9 protein-coding genes are annotated in these 17236 nt (G+C 59.6%); 7 read left to right on the top strand and 2 right to left on the bottom strand.

Features of this window, described 5'->3' with window-relative positions:
- Nucleotides 1–41 precede the first annotated feature (41 nt).
- Nucleotides 42–1154 (bottom strand): RNA-guided endonuclease InsQ/TnpB family protein, encoded by a 1113-nt coding sequence (locus tag F8562_RS21830; RefSeq protein WP_032694189.1) that lies wholly within the window; start codon nucleotides 1152–1154, stop codon nucleotides 42–44.
- 127 nt (nucleotides 1155–1281) lie between these two features.
- Here F8562_RS21830 and bcsB point away from each other — a divergent pair, with 127 nt between their 5' ends.
- The 6 genes from bcsB to F8562_RS21795 all read left to right on the top strand — a co-directional run bounded on the left by bcsB (nucleotide 1282) and on the right by F8562_RS21795 (nucleotide 13820).
- Nucleotides 1282–3624, top strand: coding sequence for a cellulose biosynthesis cyclic di-GMP-binding regulatory protein BcsB (gene bcsB / locus F8562_RS21825; RefSeq protein ID WP_014839744.1), 2343 nt, complete (start codon nucleotides 1282–1284; stop codon nucleotides 3622–3624).
- A 3-nt stretch (nucleotides 3625–3627) separates the two neighbouring features.
- The gene (gene bcsZ, locus F8562_RS21820) at nucleotides 3628–4737 is read left to right on the top strand and encodes a cellulose synthase complex periplasmic endoglucanase BcsZ (RefSeq protein WP_014839743.1); all 1110 of its coding nucleotides are present in this window, start codon (nucleotides 3628–3630) and stop codon (nucleotides 4735–4737) included.
- Entirely contained in the window at nucleotides 4719–8204 is a 3486-nt protein-coding gene (gene bcsC, locus F8562_RS21815; protein ID WP_014839742.1) for a cellulose synthase complex outer membrane protein BcsC, read from the top strand. The genes bcsZ and bcsC overlap by 19 nt, the downstream gene beginning before the upstream one ends.
- A gap of 441 nt (nucleotides 8205–8645) precedes the next feature.
- On the top strand, nucleotides 8646–10652 hold the full coding sequence (hmsP, locus tag F8562_RS21805) for a biofilm formation regulator HmsP (RefSeq protein ID WP_014839741.1): 2007 nt from the start codon (nucleotides 8646–8648) through the stop codon (nucleotides 10650–10652).
- A 154-nt stretch (nucleotides 10653–10806) separates the two neighbouring features.
- Nucleotides 10807–12093 carry a C4-dicarboxylate transporter DctC gene (dctA, locus tag F8562_RS21800; protein ID WP_014227166.1) on the top strand — a complete coding sequence of 429 codons (1287 nt, stop codon included), beginning with the start codon at nucleotides 10807–10809 and terminating at the stop codon, nucleotides 12091–12093.
- Nucleotides 12094–12314: 221 nt separating this feature from the next.
- The gene (locus F8562_RS21795; RefSeq protein WP_014227165.1) at nucleotides 12315–13820 is read left to right on the top strand and encodes a M16 family metallopeptidase; all 1506 of its coding nucleotides are present in this window, start codon (nucleotides 12315–12317) and stop codon (nucleotides 13818–13820) included.
- 194 nt (nucleotides 13821–14014) lie between these two features.
- Here the strand turns inward: F8562_RS21795 and F8562_RS21790 are convergent, their stop codons facing one another.
- The gene (locus F8562_RS21790) at nucleotides 14015–14944 is read right to left on the bottom strand and encodes a sugar kinase (protein ID WP_014227164.1); all 930 of its coding nucleotides are present in this window, start codon (nucleotides 14942–14944) and stop codon (nucleotides 14015–14017) included.
- Nucleotides 14945–15139: 195 nt separating this feature from the next.
- Between F8562_RS21790 and F8562_RS21780 the strand changes: the two genes are divergently transcribed.
- On the top strand, nucleotides 15140–17191 hold the full coding sequence (locus F8562_RS21780) for an AsmA family protein (RefSeq protein WP_014839740.1): 2052 nt from the start codon (nucleotides 15140–15142) through the stop codon (nucleotides 17189–17191).
- The last annotated feature ends 45 nt before the right edge of the window (nucleotides 17192–17236 follow it).

Genomic DNA, 17236 nt, shown 5'->3' with positions numbered 1-17236 from the left:
GGATTCTTGCTTCACGGTGGTGACCTTAGCTCCAGGGGGGGTTAAGGATTTACAGCCACTCCACAAGCTAACACGGCAAGCCCTGCCGCTTTGATATTACGGGCCGCGTTAATGTCGCGATCATGGTCTGCCCCGCATTCCGGGCAGGACCATTTACGAACATCCAGAGGCATCTTTTTCATGGTGAAACCGCAGCAGCTACAGCGTTTTGAAGACGGGAAAAACCGGTCGATTGCGACCACTGAACGCCCGGCCCATTCGCCTTTGTACCGGAGCTGGCGCGTGAATTCACCCCAGCCTGCGTCTGCTATCGCTTTGGACAACGACGGGTTGCGGAGCATGTTCTTCACCTTCAGAGATTCGACGCAAACAACTTGGTTCTCGTTTATCAGTTTGCGGGATGCTTTGTGCAGGGCATCCAGACGGCAATCGGCTATTTTCGCGTGGAGTCGGGCCACCTTTAAGCGGGCTTTGGCACGGTTCTTTGAGCCTCTGGCTTTTTTGCTTAAACGGCGCTGGAGCTGCGCCAGGCGGGCCGCGTATTTAGCAGTATGGCGGGGATTGCCGGATTTAAATCCGGTATCAGTGACGAACAAATCTTTTAAACCCACATCAATTCCGACCGTTTTAGCGGTGATCGGCAGTGATACGGGCTCAAGCTCGCAGAGACAGGAGACGAAATATCGCCCGGCGACGTCTCTGGAAAGGGTGACGGTAGATGGAGTAGACGGCAATTCACGGCTCCAGCGCACGTCTAAAGGCGCTTTACTCTTTGCCATATACAGCTTGCCATTGCGATATTTGAATGCGCTGGCGGTCAATTCAGCGGCTTGTTTATGGCGCTTACTTTTGAATGCCGGGTATGCGGCACGCCCGGCGAAAAAGTTAGTAAAGGCGGTCTGTTGGTGGCGCAGCGACTGCTGTAGCGGCACGCAGGAAACATCATTGAGCCAGGCAAATTCCGGCTCTTTTTTTAGGGCCGTTAACCGGGCGCTGGCCTGGACGTAGCCCATTTTCTCCTTCCGTTCGTTGTAGGCATCAATGCGCCAGCGAAGGATTGAATTGTAGACGAAACGCACACAGCCGAACGTCCTGGCCAGAAGCTCAGCCTGCTCGGGCGTTGGATAGAATCGAAATTTATATGCGCGTTTCATGGTTTCGCAAGATACGCACAATTATGCGAGGGTTATTGATAGTGATCAAATATACAGTATTCATGCACGAAAACCGCCTCCACTCCTCTCTCACCTCCATAGGTGGGGGGATCCTGGGGGCATATTGATGAACAGAAAACTCTCTTTGATTTGTGCAGTAGCGGTGGGTATTAGCGGATGGTCTCCCTTCGCTTCGTATGCGGAACCGACGGCGGCGGCGACTCAGGCCGGGCCGACGACGATGGTCCCCGGTATCGCGGGTACGGTGGCGGACAGCCAGCCCACGGCGACGCTTGCCGATCCGGCAGCGCCGGTGGTGGTGCTGGATAACGCTCCGACCCGCGACGTGAAGCTGACCTTCGCCAAAATCGCCCCGCCGCCGGGCAGCATGGTGCTGCGCGGCGCGCGCCCTGAGGGGTCGGTAGAGTTCGGTATGCGCAGCGATGAAGTGGTGGCAAAAGCGCTGCTGAATCTCGACTACACGCCCTCTCCGTCGCTGCTGCCGGTGCAGTCGCAGCTGAAGGTGTATCTTAACGATGAGCTGATGGGCGTGCTGCCGGTCACCAAAGAGCAGCTGGGTAAAAAAGTCAGCGCGCAGATCCCTATCGATCCGCTCTATATCACCGACTTTAACCGCGTGCGCCTTGAGTTTGTCGGCCACTATCGCGATGTCTGTGAAAACCCGGCCAGCAGCACCTTGTGGCTGGACGTCGGTCGCGAAAGCTATCTGGATTTAACCTACCAGTCGCTGAACGTGCGCAACGATCTTTCGCATTTCCCGGTACCGTTCTACGATTCGCGCGATAACCGCCAGCTGACGCTACCGATGGTCTTTGCCTCCGCGCCGGGTGTCCTGCAGCAGCAGGCGGCGGCCATCGTCGCCTCCTGGTTCGGCAGCAAGGCGGGCTGGCGCGGCCAGCAGTTCCCGGTGCAGTTCAACCAACTGCCGGACCGTAACGCCATTGTGTTTGCGACCAACGATAAGCGCCCTGACTTCCTGCGCGAGCATCCGCCGGTTAAGGCGCCAACGATTGAAATGATCGACCACCCGGATAATCCGTACGTCAAGCTGCTGGTGGTCTTTGGGCGGGATGACAAAGACCTGCTGCAGGCGGCGAAGGGGATAGCCCAGGGCAATATTCTGTTCCGCGGCAGCAGCGTGACGGTTGACGATGTCAAACAGCTGCAGGCGCGTAAACCCTACGATGCGCCGAACTGGGTGCGTACCGATCGGGCGGTGACCTTTGCCGAGCTGAAAACCTACGAACAGCAGCTGCAATCCAGCGGCCTGGTGCCGGATTCCATCAACGTGGCGCTGAACCTGCCGCCGGACCTCTACCTGCTGCGCGCCAACGGCATCGATATGAACCTGAACTATCGCTACACCATGCCGCCTATCAAGGACAGCTCGCGCATGGATATTAGCCTTAACGATCGGTTCTTACAGTCCTTCAGCCTCAACAGCTCGCAGGATGTGAATAAGCTGATACTACGCCTGCCGGTGCTTCAGGGGCTGCTGGACGGCAAAACGGAAGTGACGATCCCGGCATTGCGCCTCGGCGCCATGAATCAGCTGCGCTTCGACTTCCAGTATATGAACCCGATGCCGGGCGGTTCTATCGATAACTGTATTACCTTCCAGCCGGTACAGAACCACGTGGTGATAGGCGACGACTCGACCATCGATTTCTCGAAGTACTATCACTTTATGGCGATGCCGGATCTGCGCGTATTTGCTAACGCGGGCTTCCCGTACAGCCGGATGGCCGATCTCGCCGATACCCTGGTCGTGGTGCCCAAATCGCCGACCGAGGGCCAGGTTGCCACGCTGCTGGAGACGGCCGGCGGCATTGGCGCGCAAACCGGCCTGGCGGCCATTAACCTGCGCATGACCGACGACGGCAGCCAGATTAAGGACAAAGACGCCGACCTGCTGCTGATTGGCTCCATTCCGCAGGCGCTGAAGGACGACACGAAAATCAACCTGCTGGTTGAAGCGACCAAAAGCTGGGTGAAAACGCCGATGCGCCACTACGATCTGGCCAGCATCTATCCTGATACCGAGGCCAGAACGCCGAATACCCGCACCGACGTCACGTCGACCGGGCCGATGGCGGCGATTATTGGCTTCCAGTCGCCGTACAACGATCAGCGCAGCGTCGTGGCGCTGCTGGCCGACAGCCCGCGCGGTAACGAACTGCTGACCCAGGCGCTTAACGACAGCGGTAAACGCGCGGCGATGTTTGGTTCCGTTGCGGTGATTCGTGAGTCGGGCGTCAACAGCCTGAGGGTGGGCGATATTTACTATATCGGGCACCTTCCGTGGTTCGAACGTATCTGGTTTGCGCTCTCCAGCCATCCGGTGCTGTTGGCGATTCTGGCGGCGGTCAGCATTGTTCTGCTGGCATGGGTGCTATGGCGCATGCTGCGTATTATCAGCCGCCGTCGCCTCGACCTTGATGATGAGTAATTGATGATGAACGCGGTGCGCGGTGTGGTGTTATCGGTATTGATGCTGGCGGCGGCGCAGGTGAGCGCCGCCTGCCAGTGGCCGGCCTGGGAGCAGTTTAAAAAAGAGTATGTCAGCGCCGAAGGGCGAATTATCGACCCCAGCGATGCGCGAAAAATCACCACCTCGGAAGGGCAAAGCTACGGGCTGTTCTTTGCTCTGGCGGCTAACGATCGCGACGGCTTCCGCAAGCTGTTCGAGTGGACGCAAAACAACCTTGCCGAGGGCGATTTGCGCGCGCATCTCCCGGGCTGGCTGTGGGGGAAAAAGAGCGATGACGAGTGGACGGTGCTGGACAACAATTCAGCCTCGGACTCCGATTTGTGGATAGCCTGGGCACTGCTGGAGGCCGGACGTCTGTGGGACACGCCTCAGTACACCGAGGTAGGCAAGGCACTGCTGGCGCGCATTGCCGACGAAGAGGTCGCCACCGTACCGGGGCTGGGGCCGATGATTCTGCCGGGGAGAGTCGGCTTCGTCGATGACCGCGGCTGGTGTTTTAATCCCAGCTATCTGCCGCCGCAGCTGGCGACCTACTTTGCCGCGTTTGGCGCTCCCTGGCCGAAGATACGCGACGGCAATCTGCGTCTGCTGCTGGAAACCGCGCCGAAAGGTTTTTCGCCTGACTGGGTGCGTTACGAAAAAAGCAAAGGCTGGCAGCTGAAAGCGGATAAACCCATTATCGGCAGCTATGACGCCATTCGCGTCTATCTGTGGGTCGGTATGCTCGATGACGGCGATAAGCAAAAAGCTCGCCTGTTGGCGCGTTTTAAACCGATGGCGACCCGGACGATTGACCAGGGCGTGCCGCCGGAAAAAACCAACATCGCGACCGGTAAAACTACCGGCAACGGTCCGGTTGGCTTCTCCGCTGCGCTACTGCCTTTCTTGCAGAAGGAAGATGCGCGCGCCATTCAGCGCCAGCGCGTCGCCGATAACTATCCCGGCGCGGATGCTTACTACAGCGCGGTCCTGACCCTTTTCGGCCAGGGATGGGATCAACACCGTTTTCGCTTCACCGCCGGTGGCGAATTACGGCCTGACTGGAACCAGGAATGCACAAGTTCTCACTAAGCTTATTCACCCTCTCCTTAGGCGTCGCGCTGATGCCGCTGGCGCACGCCGCGACTACGCCTGTTCAGGAACATCTACTGGAGCAGGTCCGCCTCGGCGAGGCCAGCAAACGTGAGGATTTGGTGCGCCAGTCGCTCTATCGCCTGGAATTGATCGACCCGAATAACCCGGACGTTGTTGCCGCGCGGATGCGCTATCTTCTCCGCCAGGGCGATACCGCCGGCGCGAAGCAGCAGCTGGAGCGTCTGGCGAAGCTGGCGCCGGAATCGCCCGAGCTGAAAGCTTCGCGTGACGAAATGAAAAGCAGCACCGGCGACGGCCGCCAGGAGCTGCAGCAGGCTCGTCTGCTGGGCGTGGCCGGGAAGGTTGATGAGGCCATCGCCGCTTACGAGAAGCTGTTTAACGGCGTTCCTGATGATGATGACGCGGCGATTGAGTACTGGACGCTGGTGGCGCGGCTGCCCGCCCGTCATAACGAAGGCATCAATCAGCTGAAAAAACTCAACGCCCGCTTGCCGGGCAACGTCCCGCTGCAAACGGCGCTGGCGAAACAGATGTTTGGCGATAATAAGCCGGAAGAGGGATTTGCTTATCTGGAGCAGATGTCCCGCTCGGCGGCGGGGCGCGGTATCGCGGCGGACATCTGGTTTAACGAAGTGAAAAGTATGCCGGTCAGCCGGGCCAGCGTGCAGGCGCTGCAGCGCTTTCTCATGCAGTTTCCCACCGGTTCCACCTCGGCGAATGCCCGCGTCCTGCTCGCTCAGCAGCAGACGCAGCTAAAAGACCCGACGTTCCGCGATCGCGCGGAGGGGCTGGCGGCGGTGAAGGCCGGGAAAGGTTCGGTGGCCGTGGCCGATTTGCAGCAGGCTGTGCGGGCGGATGCCAAAGACAGCGACGCGGTTGGCGCATTGGGGCAGGCGTACTCCCAGCGCGGCGATCGGGCGCGGGCGGTTGCCCAGTTGAGTAAAGCCATCAAAATGGACCCGGATAGCCCGAGCCGCGATAAGTGGGACAGCCTGCTCAAGACTAACCGCTACTGGCTGCTGATTAAGCAGGGCGATAGCGCCCTCAAAAGCGGCCAGCTGGCGCAGGCGCAAAATCATTACGCCCAGGCGCAGCGCATAGACAATACCGACAGCTATGCGGTGCTGGGGCTGGGGGACGTGGCGGCGGCGCGTAAAGAAAACGCGGCGGCGGAGCGCTACTACCAGCGCGCGCTGCGAATGGATCGCAGCAACAGCCTGGCGGTGCGCGGTCTGGCGAATCTGTATCGCGCCGAATCGCCGGAAAAAGCCAGCGCGTACATCGCCAGCCTGTCGCCGGGCCAGCGGCGCAGTATTGATGATATCGAACGCAGCCTGACGAACGATCGGCTGGAGAAACAGGCCGAAGCGCTGGAGAGCCAGGGCAACTGGGCGCAGGCGGCGGAAGTGCAGCGCAGACGGCTGGCGCTGGATCCGGATAGCGTGTGGATCGCCTACCGCCTGTCGCGGGATCTGGTCAGCGCGGGCAGCCGCAGCGAAGCCGATGCCATCATGCGCGCGATGGTCAACCGCCAGCCCGGCGATGCCGACCGGGTTTACGCCTACGGCCTCTACCTATCCGGGAATAATCAGGATGAGATGGCGCTGGCGCAGATTAACGCCCTGCCGCGCGGGCAGTGGACGGACAATATTCGCGAGCTGGAGGCGCGCCTGCAAAGCGATAACGTGTTGCGCCAGGCGAATCAGCTGCGCGATAGCGGCCAGGAAGCCCGGGCGATCGCGCTGATTAACCAGCAGCCGACGTCGGTGCGCTACGCGCTCACGCTGGCGGACTGGGCGCAGCAGCGCGGCGACAGCCAGACGGCGATTGCTGAATATCAGCGGGTGCTGGGGCAGCAGCCTGACAACGGCGATGCGCGTCTGGGCCTGGCGGAAGTGTATCTTGCCGATGGCGATAAAAACGCCGCCCGCGCCCAGGTGGCGCAGCTCAAGGGCGACGACATCGATTCTATCAATATGCAGCGGCGTATCGCCCAGGCGCAGGCCGGGTTGGGCGATCGCGCTCAGGCGCAGCAAACCTTCGCCCGCATCGTTCCGCAGGCGAAAGCGCGGCCGCCGTCAATGGAAAGCGCGCTGGTGCTGCGCGACGCCGCGCGTTTCCAGGCGCAGAACGGCGAGCCGCAGCAGGCGCTGGAAGGCTATAAAGATGCAATGGTGGCCTCCGGCGTCGCCCGCGAGCGCCCGCAGGATAACGACACGTTTACGCGGCTGACGCGTAACGACAGCAGCGATGACTGGCTGAAGCGCGGGATCCGCAGCGACGCGGCGGATCTTTATCGTCAGCAGGATCTTAACGTCACCCTCGAACATGATTACTGGGGCTCCAGCGGTACCGGCGGCTATTCCGACCTGAAAGCCCATACCACGATGCTGCATGTGGATGCGCCGCTGGCCGACGGGCGAATGTTCTTCCGTACCGATCTGGTTAATATGGATGCCGGGAGTTTTTCGACGAACAGCGACGGCAGCTATTCACCGAGCTGGGGCACCTGCGGTGAAATCGCCTGTAGCGGCGGCAGCAAACATCAGAGCGATAGCGGCGCCAGCGTCGCGGTGGGCTGGAAGAACGATACCTGGAGCGGCGATATCGGCACCACGCCGATGGGCTTTAACGTCGTTGATGTGGTGGGCGGCCTGAGCTACAGCAGCGACGTTGGTCCGCTGGGCTACACCGTGAACCTCCATCGACGCCCCATCTCCAGCTCGCTGCTGGCCTTTGGCGGGCAGAAAGACAACCCTAACGACGTCCATACCGGCAAGACCTGGGGCGGGGTGCGCGCCGACGGCGGCGGTCTGAGTCTGAGCTACGATAAAGGCGAGGCCAACGGCGTCTGGTCTTCGCTGGGCGTCGATCAGTTGACCGGGAAAAACGTCGCCGACAACTGGCGCGTGCGCTGGATGACCGGCTACTACTATAAAGTGGTTAACGAAGATAACCGCCGGGTCACCGTCGGCCTGAACAATATGCTCTGGCACTACGATAAGGATCTCAGCGGCTATACGCTGGGTCAGGGCGGTTACTACAGTCCGCAGGAATATGTCTCCTTCTCGGTGCCGGTTACCTGGCGTCAGCGGACGGCGAACTGGTCATGGGAGCTGGGGGGCTCGGTGTCGTGGTCCCACTCGCGCACCAAAACCGAGGCGCGCTATCCGCTGCTCAATTTGATTCCTTCGCAGTATCGTCATGATGCCAGCCAGCTCACGGAAGAAGGCAGCAGCAGTTCTGGCGTCGGCTATACCGCGCGGGCGCTGGTTGAACGACGGGTGACCAGCAACTGGTTTGTCGGGGCAGCGGTTGATATCCAGCAGGCGAAGGATTACACCCCGAGCCATGCGCTGCTGTACGTTCGCTATTCGGCTTCCGGCTGGCAGGGCGATATGGATATGCCGCCGCAGCCGTTGGTTCCTTATGCCGACTGGTAGCGGATTAGGCTGAATTATGCGACAGGGCGCCACTCCGCGGCGCTCTTCGCGTATACTCGTTGCCTCCGGCCAGGCAGCCCGATTTCCCCTCCGGTGGTGCGGAAGCAGCGTAGCGCGCTGCATCCCGGAGGCGGCGCCAGGGGCGCCTTGTCCGGGCTACCGGCCCGATGGCGGTTGTGAGCGTGTAGCCCGGGTAAGGCGTTAGCCGCCACCCGGGAATGTTCCCCGGTCGCGCTATGCTTACCGGGGCTACAGGTCGGTGCTGCCTGCGGATTTTGTAGCCCGGACAGGCGCATTGCGCCGCCTCCGGGAAAGCGGCCTGATGGCATTGCTTTGCGCCTTGCGGGCGTGAGCGAACAATTTGAGTATATAATCAGCCTGATAACGATCGGTGAGAGGGACCTATACCCGATATGCGTTCAGTTTCAGTGGAGAACCCCGTTGCGCGTCAGCCGTTCACTTACAATTAAACAGATGGCGATGGTCGCGAGCGTGTCCATGGCGTTTGTACTGGTCTTCTGTTCTATTCTGCTGTTCCACTTTGTTCAGCAGAGTCGTTTTACCACGGCCACGCAGTTAGAAAGCATCGCGCGTTCCGTTCGCGAACCGCTGTCAGCGGCTATCCTGAAAGCCGATATCCCTGAGGCGGAAGCCATTCTGAGCCGTATTCAACCCGCAGGCATCGTCAGCCGGGCGGATGTTGTCCTGCCCAATCAGTTCCAGGCGCTGCGGATGCGCTTTATCCCCGAGCGCCCGGTACCGGTAACCATCACCCGTATGTTTGAACTGCCGGTACAGATTTCGCTGCCTATCTACTCCCTTGAACGGCCCGCTAACCCACAGCCGCTGGCCTATCTGGTGCTCCAGGCCGACTCATACCGCATGTATAAATTCGTCATGAGCGCGCTGGCGACGTTAGTGACCGCTTACTTGCTTCTGGTGCTGATGCTGACGGTGGCGATCACCTGGTGCATCAACCGTCTGATGGTACGACCGCTGCGTAAAATCGCCCGTGAGCTAAACGATGTCCCGCAGCACGAGCGTTTGGGCCATCAGCTCACGCTGCCGCGTCTCCATCATGACGATGAAATCGGCATGCTGGTGCGCAGCTACAACCGTAATCAGCAGACGCTGCTGCGCCTGCACGACGAACTCTCTTTGCAATCGACCCGTTTTCCGGTATCCGAGCTGCCGAACAAAGCCTTTCTAATGGCCATGCTGGAGCAAACCGTCGCGCGACCGCAGGCCTCGGCGCTGCTGATTATCGCCTGCGAAACGCTACAGGATACCGCTGGCGTACTGAAAGAGACGCAGCGTGAAATGCTGCTGCTAACCCTGGTTGAAAAGCTGCGGGCGATTATTCCGGCGCAGATGGTGCTGGCTCAGGTGAGCGGCTACGACTTCGCGATTCTGGCCCACGGCATTGACGAACCCTGGCAGGCGGTGACGTTAAGTAAGCAAGTACTCACTGTCTTAAATGAACGTTTGCCGCTGCACGGCATCCAGCTGCGCCCCTGCGCCAGCGTCGGTATCGCGATGTTTAACGGCGAAATTAACGCCGAACAGCTCTACCGTCGGGCGTTTTCCGCCGCCGTAACCGCGCGTCGTAAAGGGAAAAACCAGATTGAGTTCTTCGATCCGCAGCAGATGGAAAAAGCGCAGCGCCGCTTAATGGAAGAGCACGATATTCTGACGGCGCTTGATAACCAGCAGTTTGCCATCTGGCTGCAGCCGCAGGTGGATACCCACAGCGGCGAGGTGTGCGGTGCGGAAGTGCTGCTGCGTCAGCGTCAGGCGGACGGCAGCTGGTCGCTGCCGGGCGATCTGATTGAGCGTATCGAAGCCTGCGGGCTGATGGTGCCGGTCGGCTACTGGGTGATGGAAGAGGCCTGCCGGCAGCTTGCCGCCTGGCAAAATCAGGGGATTATGTTGCCGCTGTCGGTCAACGTGTCGTTGCTGCAGCTGCTGCATCACGATCGCGGCGAGGAGATGCTGGCGCTGCTCGCGCGCTATCGTATCGCGCCGGGCACGCTGGTACTGGAAGTCACCGAAAGCCGTCGGATAGACGACCCGCAGGCGATTATTTCCCTGCTGCGTCCGCTGCGTGAAGCGGGCGTGCGGATTGCCCTCGATGACTTTGGTATGGGCTACGCCGGCCTGCGCCAGCTGCAGCATATTAAATCGCTGCCGGTAGACATCCTGAAAATAGATAAAGTCTTTATCGATATGCTGCCCGATGATATCAGCATGATGCCCGCGATTATCCAGCTGGCGCGGGGGCTGAATCTGCACATTGTCGCGGAGGGCGTCGAAACCGATACCCAGTATCGCTGGCTGCAGGAGGCGGGCGTCGAGACGGTGCAAGGGTATCTTTTTGGCTGCGCCATGCCGCCTGAGGCTTTTATGGCCCGTTTTTTACCCGGTGATGTTGAGGATGCAAGTTTGTAACAACATTGTTAGCTTATGCGAGTCAGTTCAAATAAATTAACAATTGCATTGCAATTTCATCACTCGTTATTTCTGAAATGTTTCATGGGTGTTATTTTTAAGCCACGGACGCAATACCCCCTCAAGGTCTGTGGTTATCTCCAAAGGACACCCTATGAAAATCTCTTTCTTTAAAAGCCTCTATGTCCAGGTTCTCTCGGCCATAGCGATCGGTATTCTGCTGGGCCATTTTTACCCGGAACTGGGTGCGCAGATGAAACCCCTCGGCGATGCCTTCGTTAAGCTGATTAAAATGATTATTGCCCCGGTTATCTTCTGTACCGTCGTGACGGGGATTGCCGGGATGGAGAGCATGAAAGCCGTCGGCCGCACCGGGGCGGTGGCGCTGCTCTACTTTGAAATCGTGAGCACAATTGCGCTGATCATCGGCCTGATCATTGTAAACGTGGTGCAGCCCGGCGCGGGAATGAACGTTGACCCGGCGACCCTCGACGCGAAGGCCGTGGCGGTTTACGCCGAACAGGCGAAAGATCAGGGCATCGTAGCGTTCCTGCTCGATATTATCCCCGGCAGCGTAATTGGCGCTTTTGCCAGCGGCAACATTCTGCAGGTGCTGATGTTTGCGGTGCTGTTTGGTTTCGCGCTGCATCGCCTCGGCAGCAAAGGCCAGCTGATTTTTAACGTTATCGAAAGCTTCTCGCAGGTGATCTTCGGCATCATCAATATGATCATGCGCCTGGCGCCGATTGGCGCGTTCGGGGCCATGGCCTTTACCATTGGGAAATACGGCGTCGGTACGCTGGTGCAGCTTGGCCAACTGATCGTCTGCTTCTACATCACCTGCATCCTGTTTGTGGTGGTGGTGCTGGGGTCGATCGCCAAAGCCACCGGCTTCAGCATCTTTAAATTTATCCGCTATATCCGCGAAGAGCTGCTGATTGTCCTGGGGACATCTTCATCCGAGTCGGCGCTGCCGCGTATGCTCGATAAGATGGAGAAGCTGGGCTGCCGCAAGTCGGTGGTGGGGCTGGTGATCCCGACGGGGTACTCCTTTAACCTCGATGGCACCTCAATATACCTGACGATGGCGGCGGTGTTTATCGCCCAGGCGACGAACAGCCATATGGATATTTTCCATCAGATCACCCTGCTGGTGGTGCTGTTGCTCTCCTCAAAAGGCGCGGCGGGGGTGACGGGTAGCGGCTTTATCGTCCTTGCGGCGACGATTTCCGCCGTCGGGCACCTGCCGGTCGCCGGTCTGGCGCTCATTCTTGGCATCGACCGCTTTATGTCCGAGGCGCGCGCGCTGACCAACCTGGTGGGTAACGGCGTCGCGACCATAGTTGTCGCTAAATGGGTCAAAGAGCTGGACGCGAAACAGCTGGATGATGTGCTGAACAACCGTACTCCGGTAAGCAAATCGCACGAATTATCCTCATAAATCCATCTGTTAGGCCCGTTGTCCCTTGCTGGACTACGGGCTCCTGCGCATAATTAGGGGTCACTGTCGCTTGCGCGGCGGTGACCCTTATGTTTATTTCACGTCAACATGCGACATTTTCATCTCCGTGTGGTCTAACCGACGTACTTAACTCACCATATTTTTTCGGCGGCCCTCCCGTGGGCCGCTGTTGTAACCAGGATTGTTCATCAGGGGTTCACATGCAGGGCACAAAAATTCGACTCTTAACCGGTGGTTTGCTGATGATGGCGACGGTCGGTTATGTGCAGGCAGAAGCGCTCCAGCCGGACCCGGCCTGGCAACAGGGGACACTGGCGAATGGGTTTCAGTGGCAGGTTTTAGCCACCCCGCAGCGTCCCAGCGATCGTATCGAAGTTCGCCTGTCCGTGAATATTGGCTCGCTGAGCGAAAGCACTCAGCAGAGCGGCTTTAGCCACTTTATCCCGCGCCTCGCGCTGACGCAAAACGGTGGCCTCCCGACCATGCAGGCCCGTTCGCTATGGCAGCAGAGTATTGACCCGAAGCGTCCTCTGCCGCCCGCCATCGTCTCTTATGACTACAGTTTGTTTAACCTGAGCATACCGAATAACCGTAACGACCTGCTGAAAGAGGCGCTGAGCTGGCTGGCCAGCGCCAGCGGTAAAATGCCGATCTCCCCGGAAACCGTCAACCACGCGCTGCAGGGCGAAGACATGGTGGCAACCTGGCCTGCGGATACCAAAGAAGGCTGGTGGCGCTATCGGCTAAAAGGCTCCACCATGCTGGGGCACGATCCGGCGGCGCCGCTGAAGCAGCCGGTGGATATTGCTCAGCTAAAAGAGTATTACCACAAGTGGTACACGCCGGATGCCATGACCCTGATTGTGGTCGGCAACGTGGATAGCCGCAGCGTCGCGGAACAAATCAACAAAACTTTCGGCGGCCTGAAGGGCAAGCGCGAAACGCCGGTGGCGGTTCCTACGCTGTCGCCGCTGCCGACGACGCCGGTCAGCATCATGACCGATGCGGTGCGCCAGGATAAGCTGTCGCTGATGTGGGATGCGCCGTGGCAGCCGATCCGCGACTCGGTCGCGCTGCAGCGCTACTGGCGCGACGATCTTGCCCGGGAAGCGCTGTTCTGGCACGTACAGCAGAATCTGAGCAAAAGTAATATCAAGGATATCGGCCTTGGCTTTGACTGCCGCGTGCTCTACCAGCGCGCCCAGTGCGCGATCAATATCGAATCGCCGGGCGAGCGCCTGAACGCCAACTTAACGACCGTGGCGCGCGAGCTGGCGAAAGTCCGCGATCGCGGCCTGCCGCAGGAGGAGTTTGATGCCCTGATCGCGCAGAAAAACCTCGAACTGCAGAAGCTGTTTGCCACCTATGCGCGCACCGATACGTACATCCTGATTAGCCAGCGGATGCGTTCGTTGCAAAATCAGGTGGTGGATATCGCGCCCGAGCAGTATCAGAAACTGCGCCAGGAGTTTCTCAATTCGCTGACGGTCGACATGCTGAATCAGTACCTGCGTCAGCAGCTGTCGCAGGATATGGCGCTGGTGCTGCAGCAGCCGCAGGGTGAGCCGGAATACAACATGAAGGAACTGCAGGCGACGTGGGAAAAGCTGATGGCGCCCGCGCCAGCGGCCGCAGCGGCGTCGAGCGCCGCCGGTGATGTTGTGGAAGGGCGTAACGAAGCGACGGATATCCCGCCAGCGCAGTAAAGCAAAACCGGATAGCGTGGCTATCCGGTGAGGTTTATGGCTAATCTGTTTTACGTATTGCTGGGTTGGCCCGGTGATTTTCCCGGAGGCGGCGCTGGCGCGCCTTGTCCGGTCTAATGCCAGTGCCAGACAGTAGCCCGGCTACGCGCAGCGCCAGCCGGGATTCTCGCAGGCGGGCGTAACGCAATCGAAAATTACTGCGGCATCGCCTCGCGCGGGATAATCGCGCCGCGATACTGGATCACCGTGCTGGCGGTCAGGTGTCCGCGTTTTGCCGCAGATTCGGCGTCGCCGCCGGTCAGGCGTACGGCCAGGTAGCCGGCGCTGAACGAATCGCCCGCCGCCGTGGTATCAACCACTTTCTCTTTCGGCAGCTTAACGGCCGGGACTTCCCGCAGCGGCTGGCCGGCAATCGCCACCAGGCAGGAGTCTGCGCCGCGCTTAACCACCACTTCTTCAACGCCGGCGGCGTGGGTGCGGGCAATCACTTCCGCAACCGGCTTCTCGCCCCACAGCGCGTCTTCGTCATCGAGGGTCAGGAACGCGATGTCGGTGCAGGCCAGCATCTGCTGATAAACCCGCTGCGTCTCCTCTTTGCTGCTCCACAGGCGCGGACGATAGTTATTATCAAAGATAACCTTGCCGCCGTTCGCCCGGCATTCCCGCAGCAGGGTCAGCAGCTTCTCGCGGCTGGTCGGGCTGAGGATCGCCAGGCTGATCCCGCTAAGATACAGATAATCAAAGGTCGCCAGCTCTTCGCAGATGGTCGCAGACTGCTCGCTCTCCAGCCAGAACTTCGCCGCGGCTTCGTTGCGCCAGTAGTAAAAGGTGCGCTCGCCGCTCTCGTCGGTTTCGATGTAGTAGAGGCCCGGTAAACGGTCGGCCATGCGCTGAATCAGGTCAGTCTGAACGTTCTCGCTCTGCCAGGATTCGAGCATCTGCTGGCTGAAGGTGTCCGTGCCCAGGGCGGTAACGTAGTGCACGCCCAGCGCGCTGGCGTCGGTCTGGCGAGCGATGTAGACGGAAGTGTTTAAGGTGTCGCCGCCAAAGCCGCGATTAACCGCTGCGCCTTTCTCTGACAGCTCAATCATGCATTCGCCAATGACGGCAATTTTCTTCGACATAGTGATGACCTGAAATTAAATCAATATTAACCCTAGTGTGCGCTGGGGCGCTTTGATGGTCAATGATATTAAAACAACGTTCCATTATTTTTTTGACCTGACGCGGATTATGTGACGAAAACCTCATTCGGCGGAGCAAATGGCGTTTCTCAACTATATTCAGGAGTGACGAGACGCAAAAGGAGTGCAGAAGGGATGAGCAGAACCCGAAAAACCGTGGCTATTATCCTGGGAACGATTGTCGTACTGATCGTTCTGTTTTTTATCGTGCTGGCGACCTTTGACTGGAACCGCCTGAAGCCGACGATCAACCAGAAAGTCTCTGCCGAGCTGAACCGCCCGTTCGCGATTCGCGGCGATCTGGGCGTCGTCTGGGAACGCCAGCCCGGCGAGAGCGGCTGGCGAAGCTGGATCCCCTGGCCGCACGTTCATGCCGAAGATATCGTCCTTGGCAACCCCCCTGATATCCCGCAGGTCACGATGGTCCACCTGCCGCGCGTTGAGGCGACTCTCGCCCCGCTGGCGCTGCTCAGCAAAACGGTCTATCTGCCGTGGATTAAGCTTGAACAGCCCGACGCGCGGCTGATCCGACTGTCGGAGAAGAGCAACAACTGGACTTTCGACCTGGCTTCGGCGGGGTCGTCGGAGAAAGATGCGGCGCCTTCCAGCTGGTCTTTCCGCCTCGACAATATTCTTTTCGATCGCGGCAAGATTGCCGTTGATGACAAAGTGTCGCGCGCTGACGTGACGATCGTGGTTGATCCGCTCGGTAAGCCGCTGGCGTTCAGTGAAGTGACCGGCGAGAAGGGGAAAGGGCAGCCGCAGAAAGTGGGCGATTACGTCTTCGGCCTGCAGGCGAAAGGGAGCTATAACGGACAGCCGCTCTCCGGTAGCGGCAAAATCGGCGGCATGCTGGCGCTGCGCAGCGAAGGGACGCCGTTCCCCCTGCAGGGGGATTTTCGTTCCGGCAATACCCGGGTCGCGTTTACCGGCACGGTCAGCGATCCGCTTAACCTCGGCGGCGTCGATCTGCGGCTGAAGTTTTCCGGGGACTCGCTGGGCGATCTCTATGACCTGACCGGCGTGCTGCTGCCGGATACGCCGGCCTTTTCGACCGACGGGCATCTGCGGGCCACCTTCAAGGAGAAAAACGGTTCACGCTTCGCCTATCAGGATTTTAATGGCCGCATCGGCGAGAGCGATATCCACGGCTCGCTGACTTACACCACCGGTAAACCCCGGCCTAAGCTGGAGGGCGACCTTGAATCCAGACAGTTAAGGCTGGCGGATCTGGGGCCGCTGATTGGCGTCGACTCCGGCGGTAAAGGCAGCCAGACCGAACGGCGCAAAGGCGAGGCCTCCCCGCAGCCGGCCGGAAAAGTGTTGCCATATGACCGCTTTGAAACCGATAAGTGGCAGGTGATGGATGCCGATGTGCGCTTTAAAGGACGGCGCATTGAGCACGGCGGCACGCTCCCCATCAGCGACCTCTCCACCCACGTGATCCTCGAACGGGGCGACCTGCGCCTGCAGCCGCTGCGTCTGGGGCTGGCCAACGGCACGATTGCCGGCAGCATTCATCTTGAAGGGGATAAAAAACCGCTGCAGGGGACGGCGAACCTGCAGGCGCGCCGCCTGAAGCTGAAAGCGCTGATGCCAAACGTGGAGATGATGCAGAAAACCCTCGGCGAAATGAACGGCGATGTGCAGCTTCGCGGCACCGGCAACTCCGTCGCCGCGCTGCTGGGCAACAGTAACGGTAACCTGAAGCTGCTGATGAACGACGGTTTAATTAGCCGCAACCTGATGGAGATCCTCGGCCTGAACGTCGGTAACTTTATCATCGGGCAGATCTTTGGCGATGATGAGGTGCGGGTGAACTGCGCGGCGGCCAATATCGACGTGGTCAACGGCGTCGCCCGGCCGCAGGTGTTTGCCTTTGATACGGAAAACGCGCTGATCAACGTCACCGGTACCGCCAGCTTTGCCTCAGAGCAGCTGGACCTCACTATCGATCCGGAGAGTAAGGGCTTTCGCATTATCACCCTGCGTTCACCGCTCTACGTGCGCGGCACCTTTAAGTCGCCGAATGCGGGCGTGAAGGCGGGGCCGCTGATTGCCCGCGGCGCGGTAGCGGCAGCGCTGGCGACCCTGGTGACGCCGGCCGCCGCGCTGCTGGCGCTGATCTCACCCGCCGAAGGCGAGGCGAACCAGTGTCGGGCAATTCTGTCGCAGATGAAAAAATAGTCGGCAAGGAGACGCCCCTCGCCGGATGGCCAGGGGCGTGGAGGG

Source organism: Klebsiella sp. RCJ4 (assembly GCF_009025755.1).
GTDB lineage: Bacteria > Pseudomonadota > Gammaproteobacteria > Enterobacterales > Enterobacteriaceae > Klebsiella > Klebsiella michiganensis.
The sequence above is the reverse complement of the archived record's forward strand: the minus strand, read 5'-3'. Positions and strand labels throughout refer to the sequence as shown.

Excerpts from the sequence above, each read along its gene's own strand:
- F8562_RS21795 (WP_014227165.1), top strand. The coding sequence starts at position 12,315 with ATGCAGGGCACAAAAATTCGACTCTTAACCGGTGGTTTGCTGATGATG.
- F8562_RS21780 (WP_014839740.1), top strand. The coding sequence starts at position 15,140 with ATGAGCAGAACCCGAAAAACCGTGGCTATTATCCTGGGAACGATTGTC.
- F8562_RS21790 (WP_014227164.1), bottom strand. The coding sequence starts at position 14,944 with ATGTCGAAGAAAATTGCCGTCATTGGCGAATGCATGATTGAGCTGTCA.
- F8562_RS21830 (WP_032694189.1), bottom strand. The coding sequence starts at position 1,154 with ATGAAACGCGCATATAAATTTCGATTCTATCCAACGCCCGAGCAGGCT.
- bcsB (WP_014839744.1), top strand. The coding sequence starts at position 1,282 with ATGAACAGAAAACTCTCTTTGATTTGTGCAGTAGCGGTGGGTATTAGC.
- bcsZ (WP_014839743.1), top strand. The coding sequence starts at position 3,628 with ATGATGAACGCGGTGCGCGGTGTGGTGTTATCGGTATTGATGCTGGCG.
- dctA (WP_014227166.1), top strand. The coding sequence starts at position 10,807 with ATGAAAATCTCTTTCTTTAAAAGCCTCTATGTCCAGGTTCTCTCGGCC.
- bcsC (WP_014839742.1), top strand. The coding sequence starts at position 4,719 with ATGCACAAGTTCTCACTAAGCTTATTCACCCTCTCCTTAGGCGTCGCG.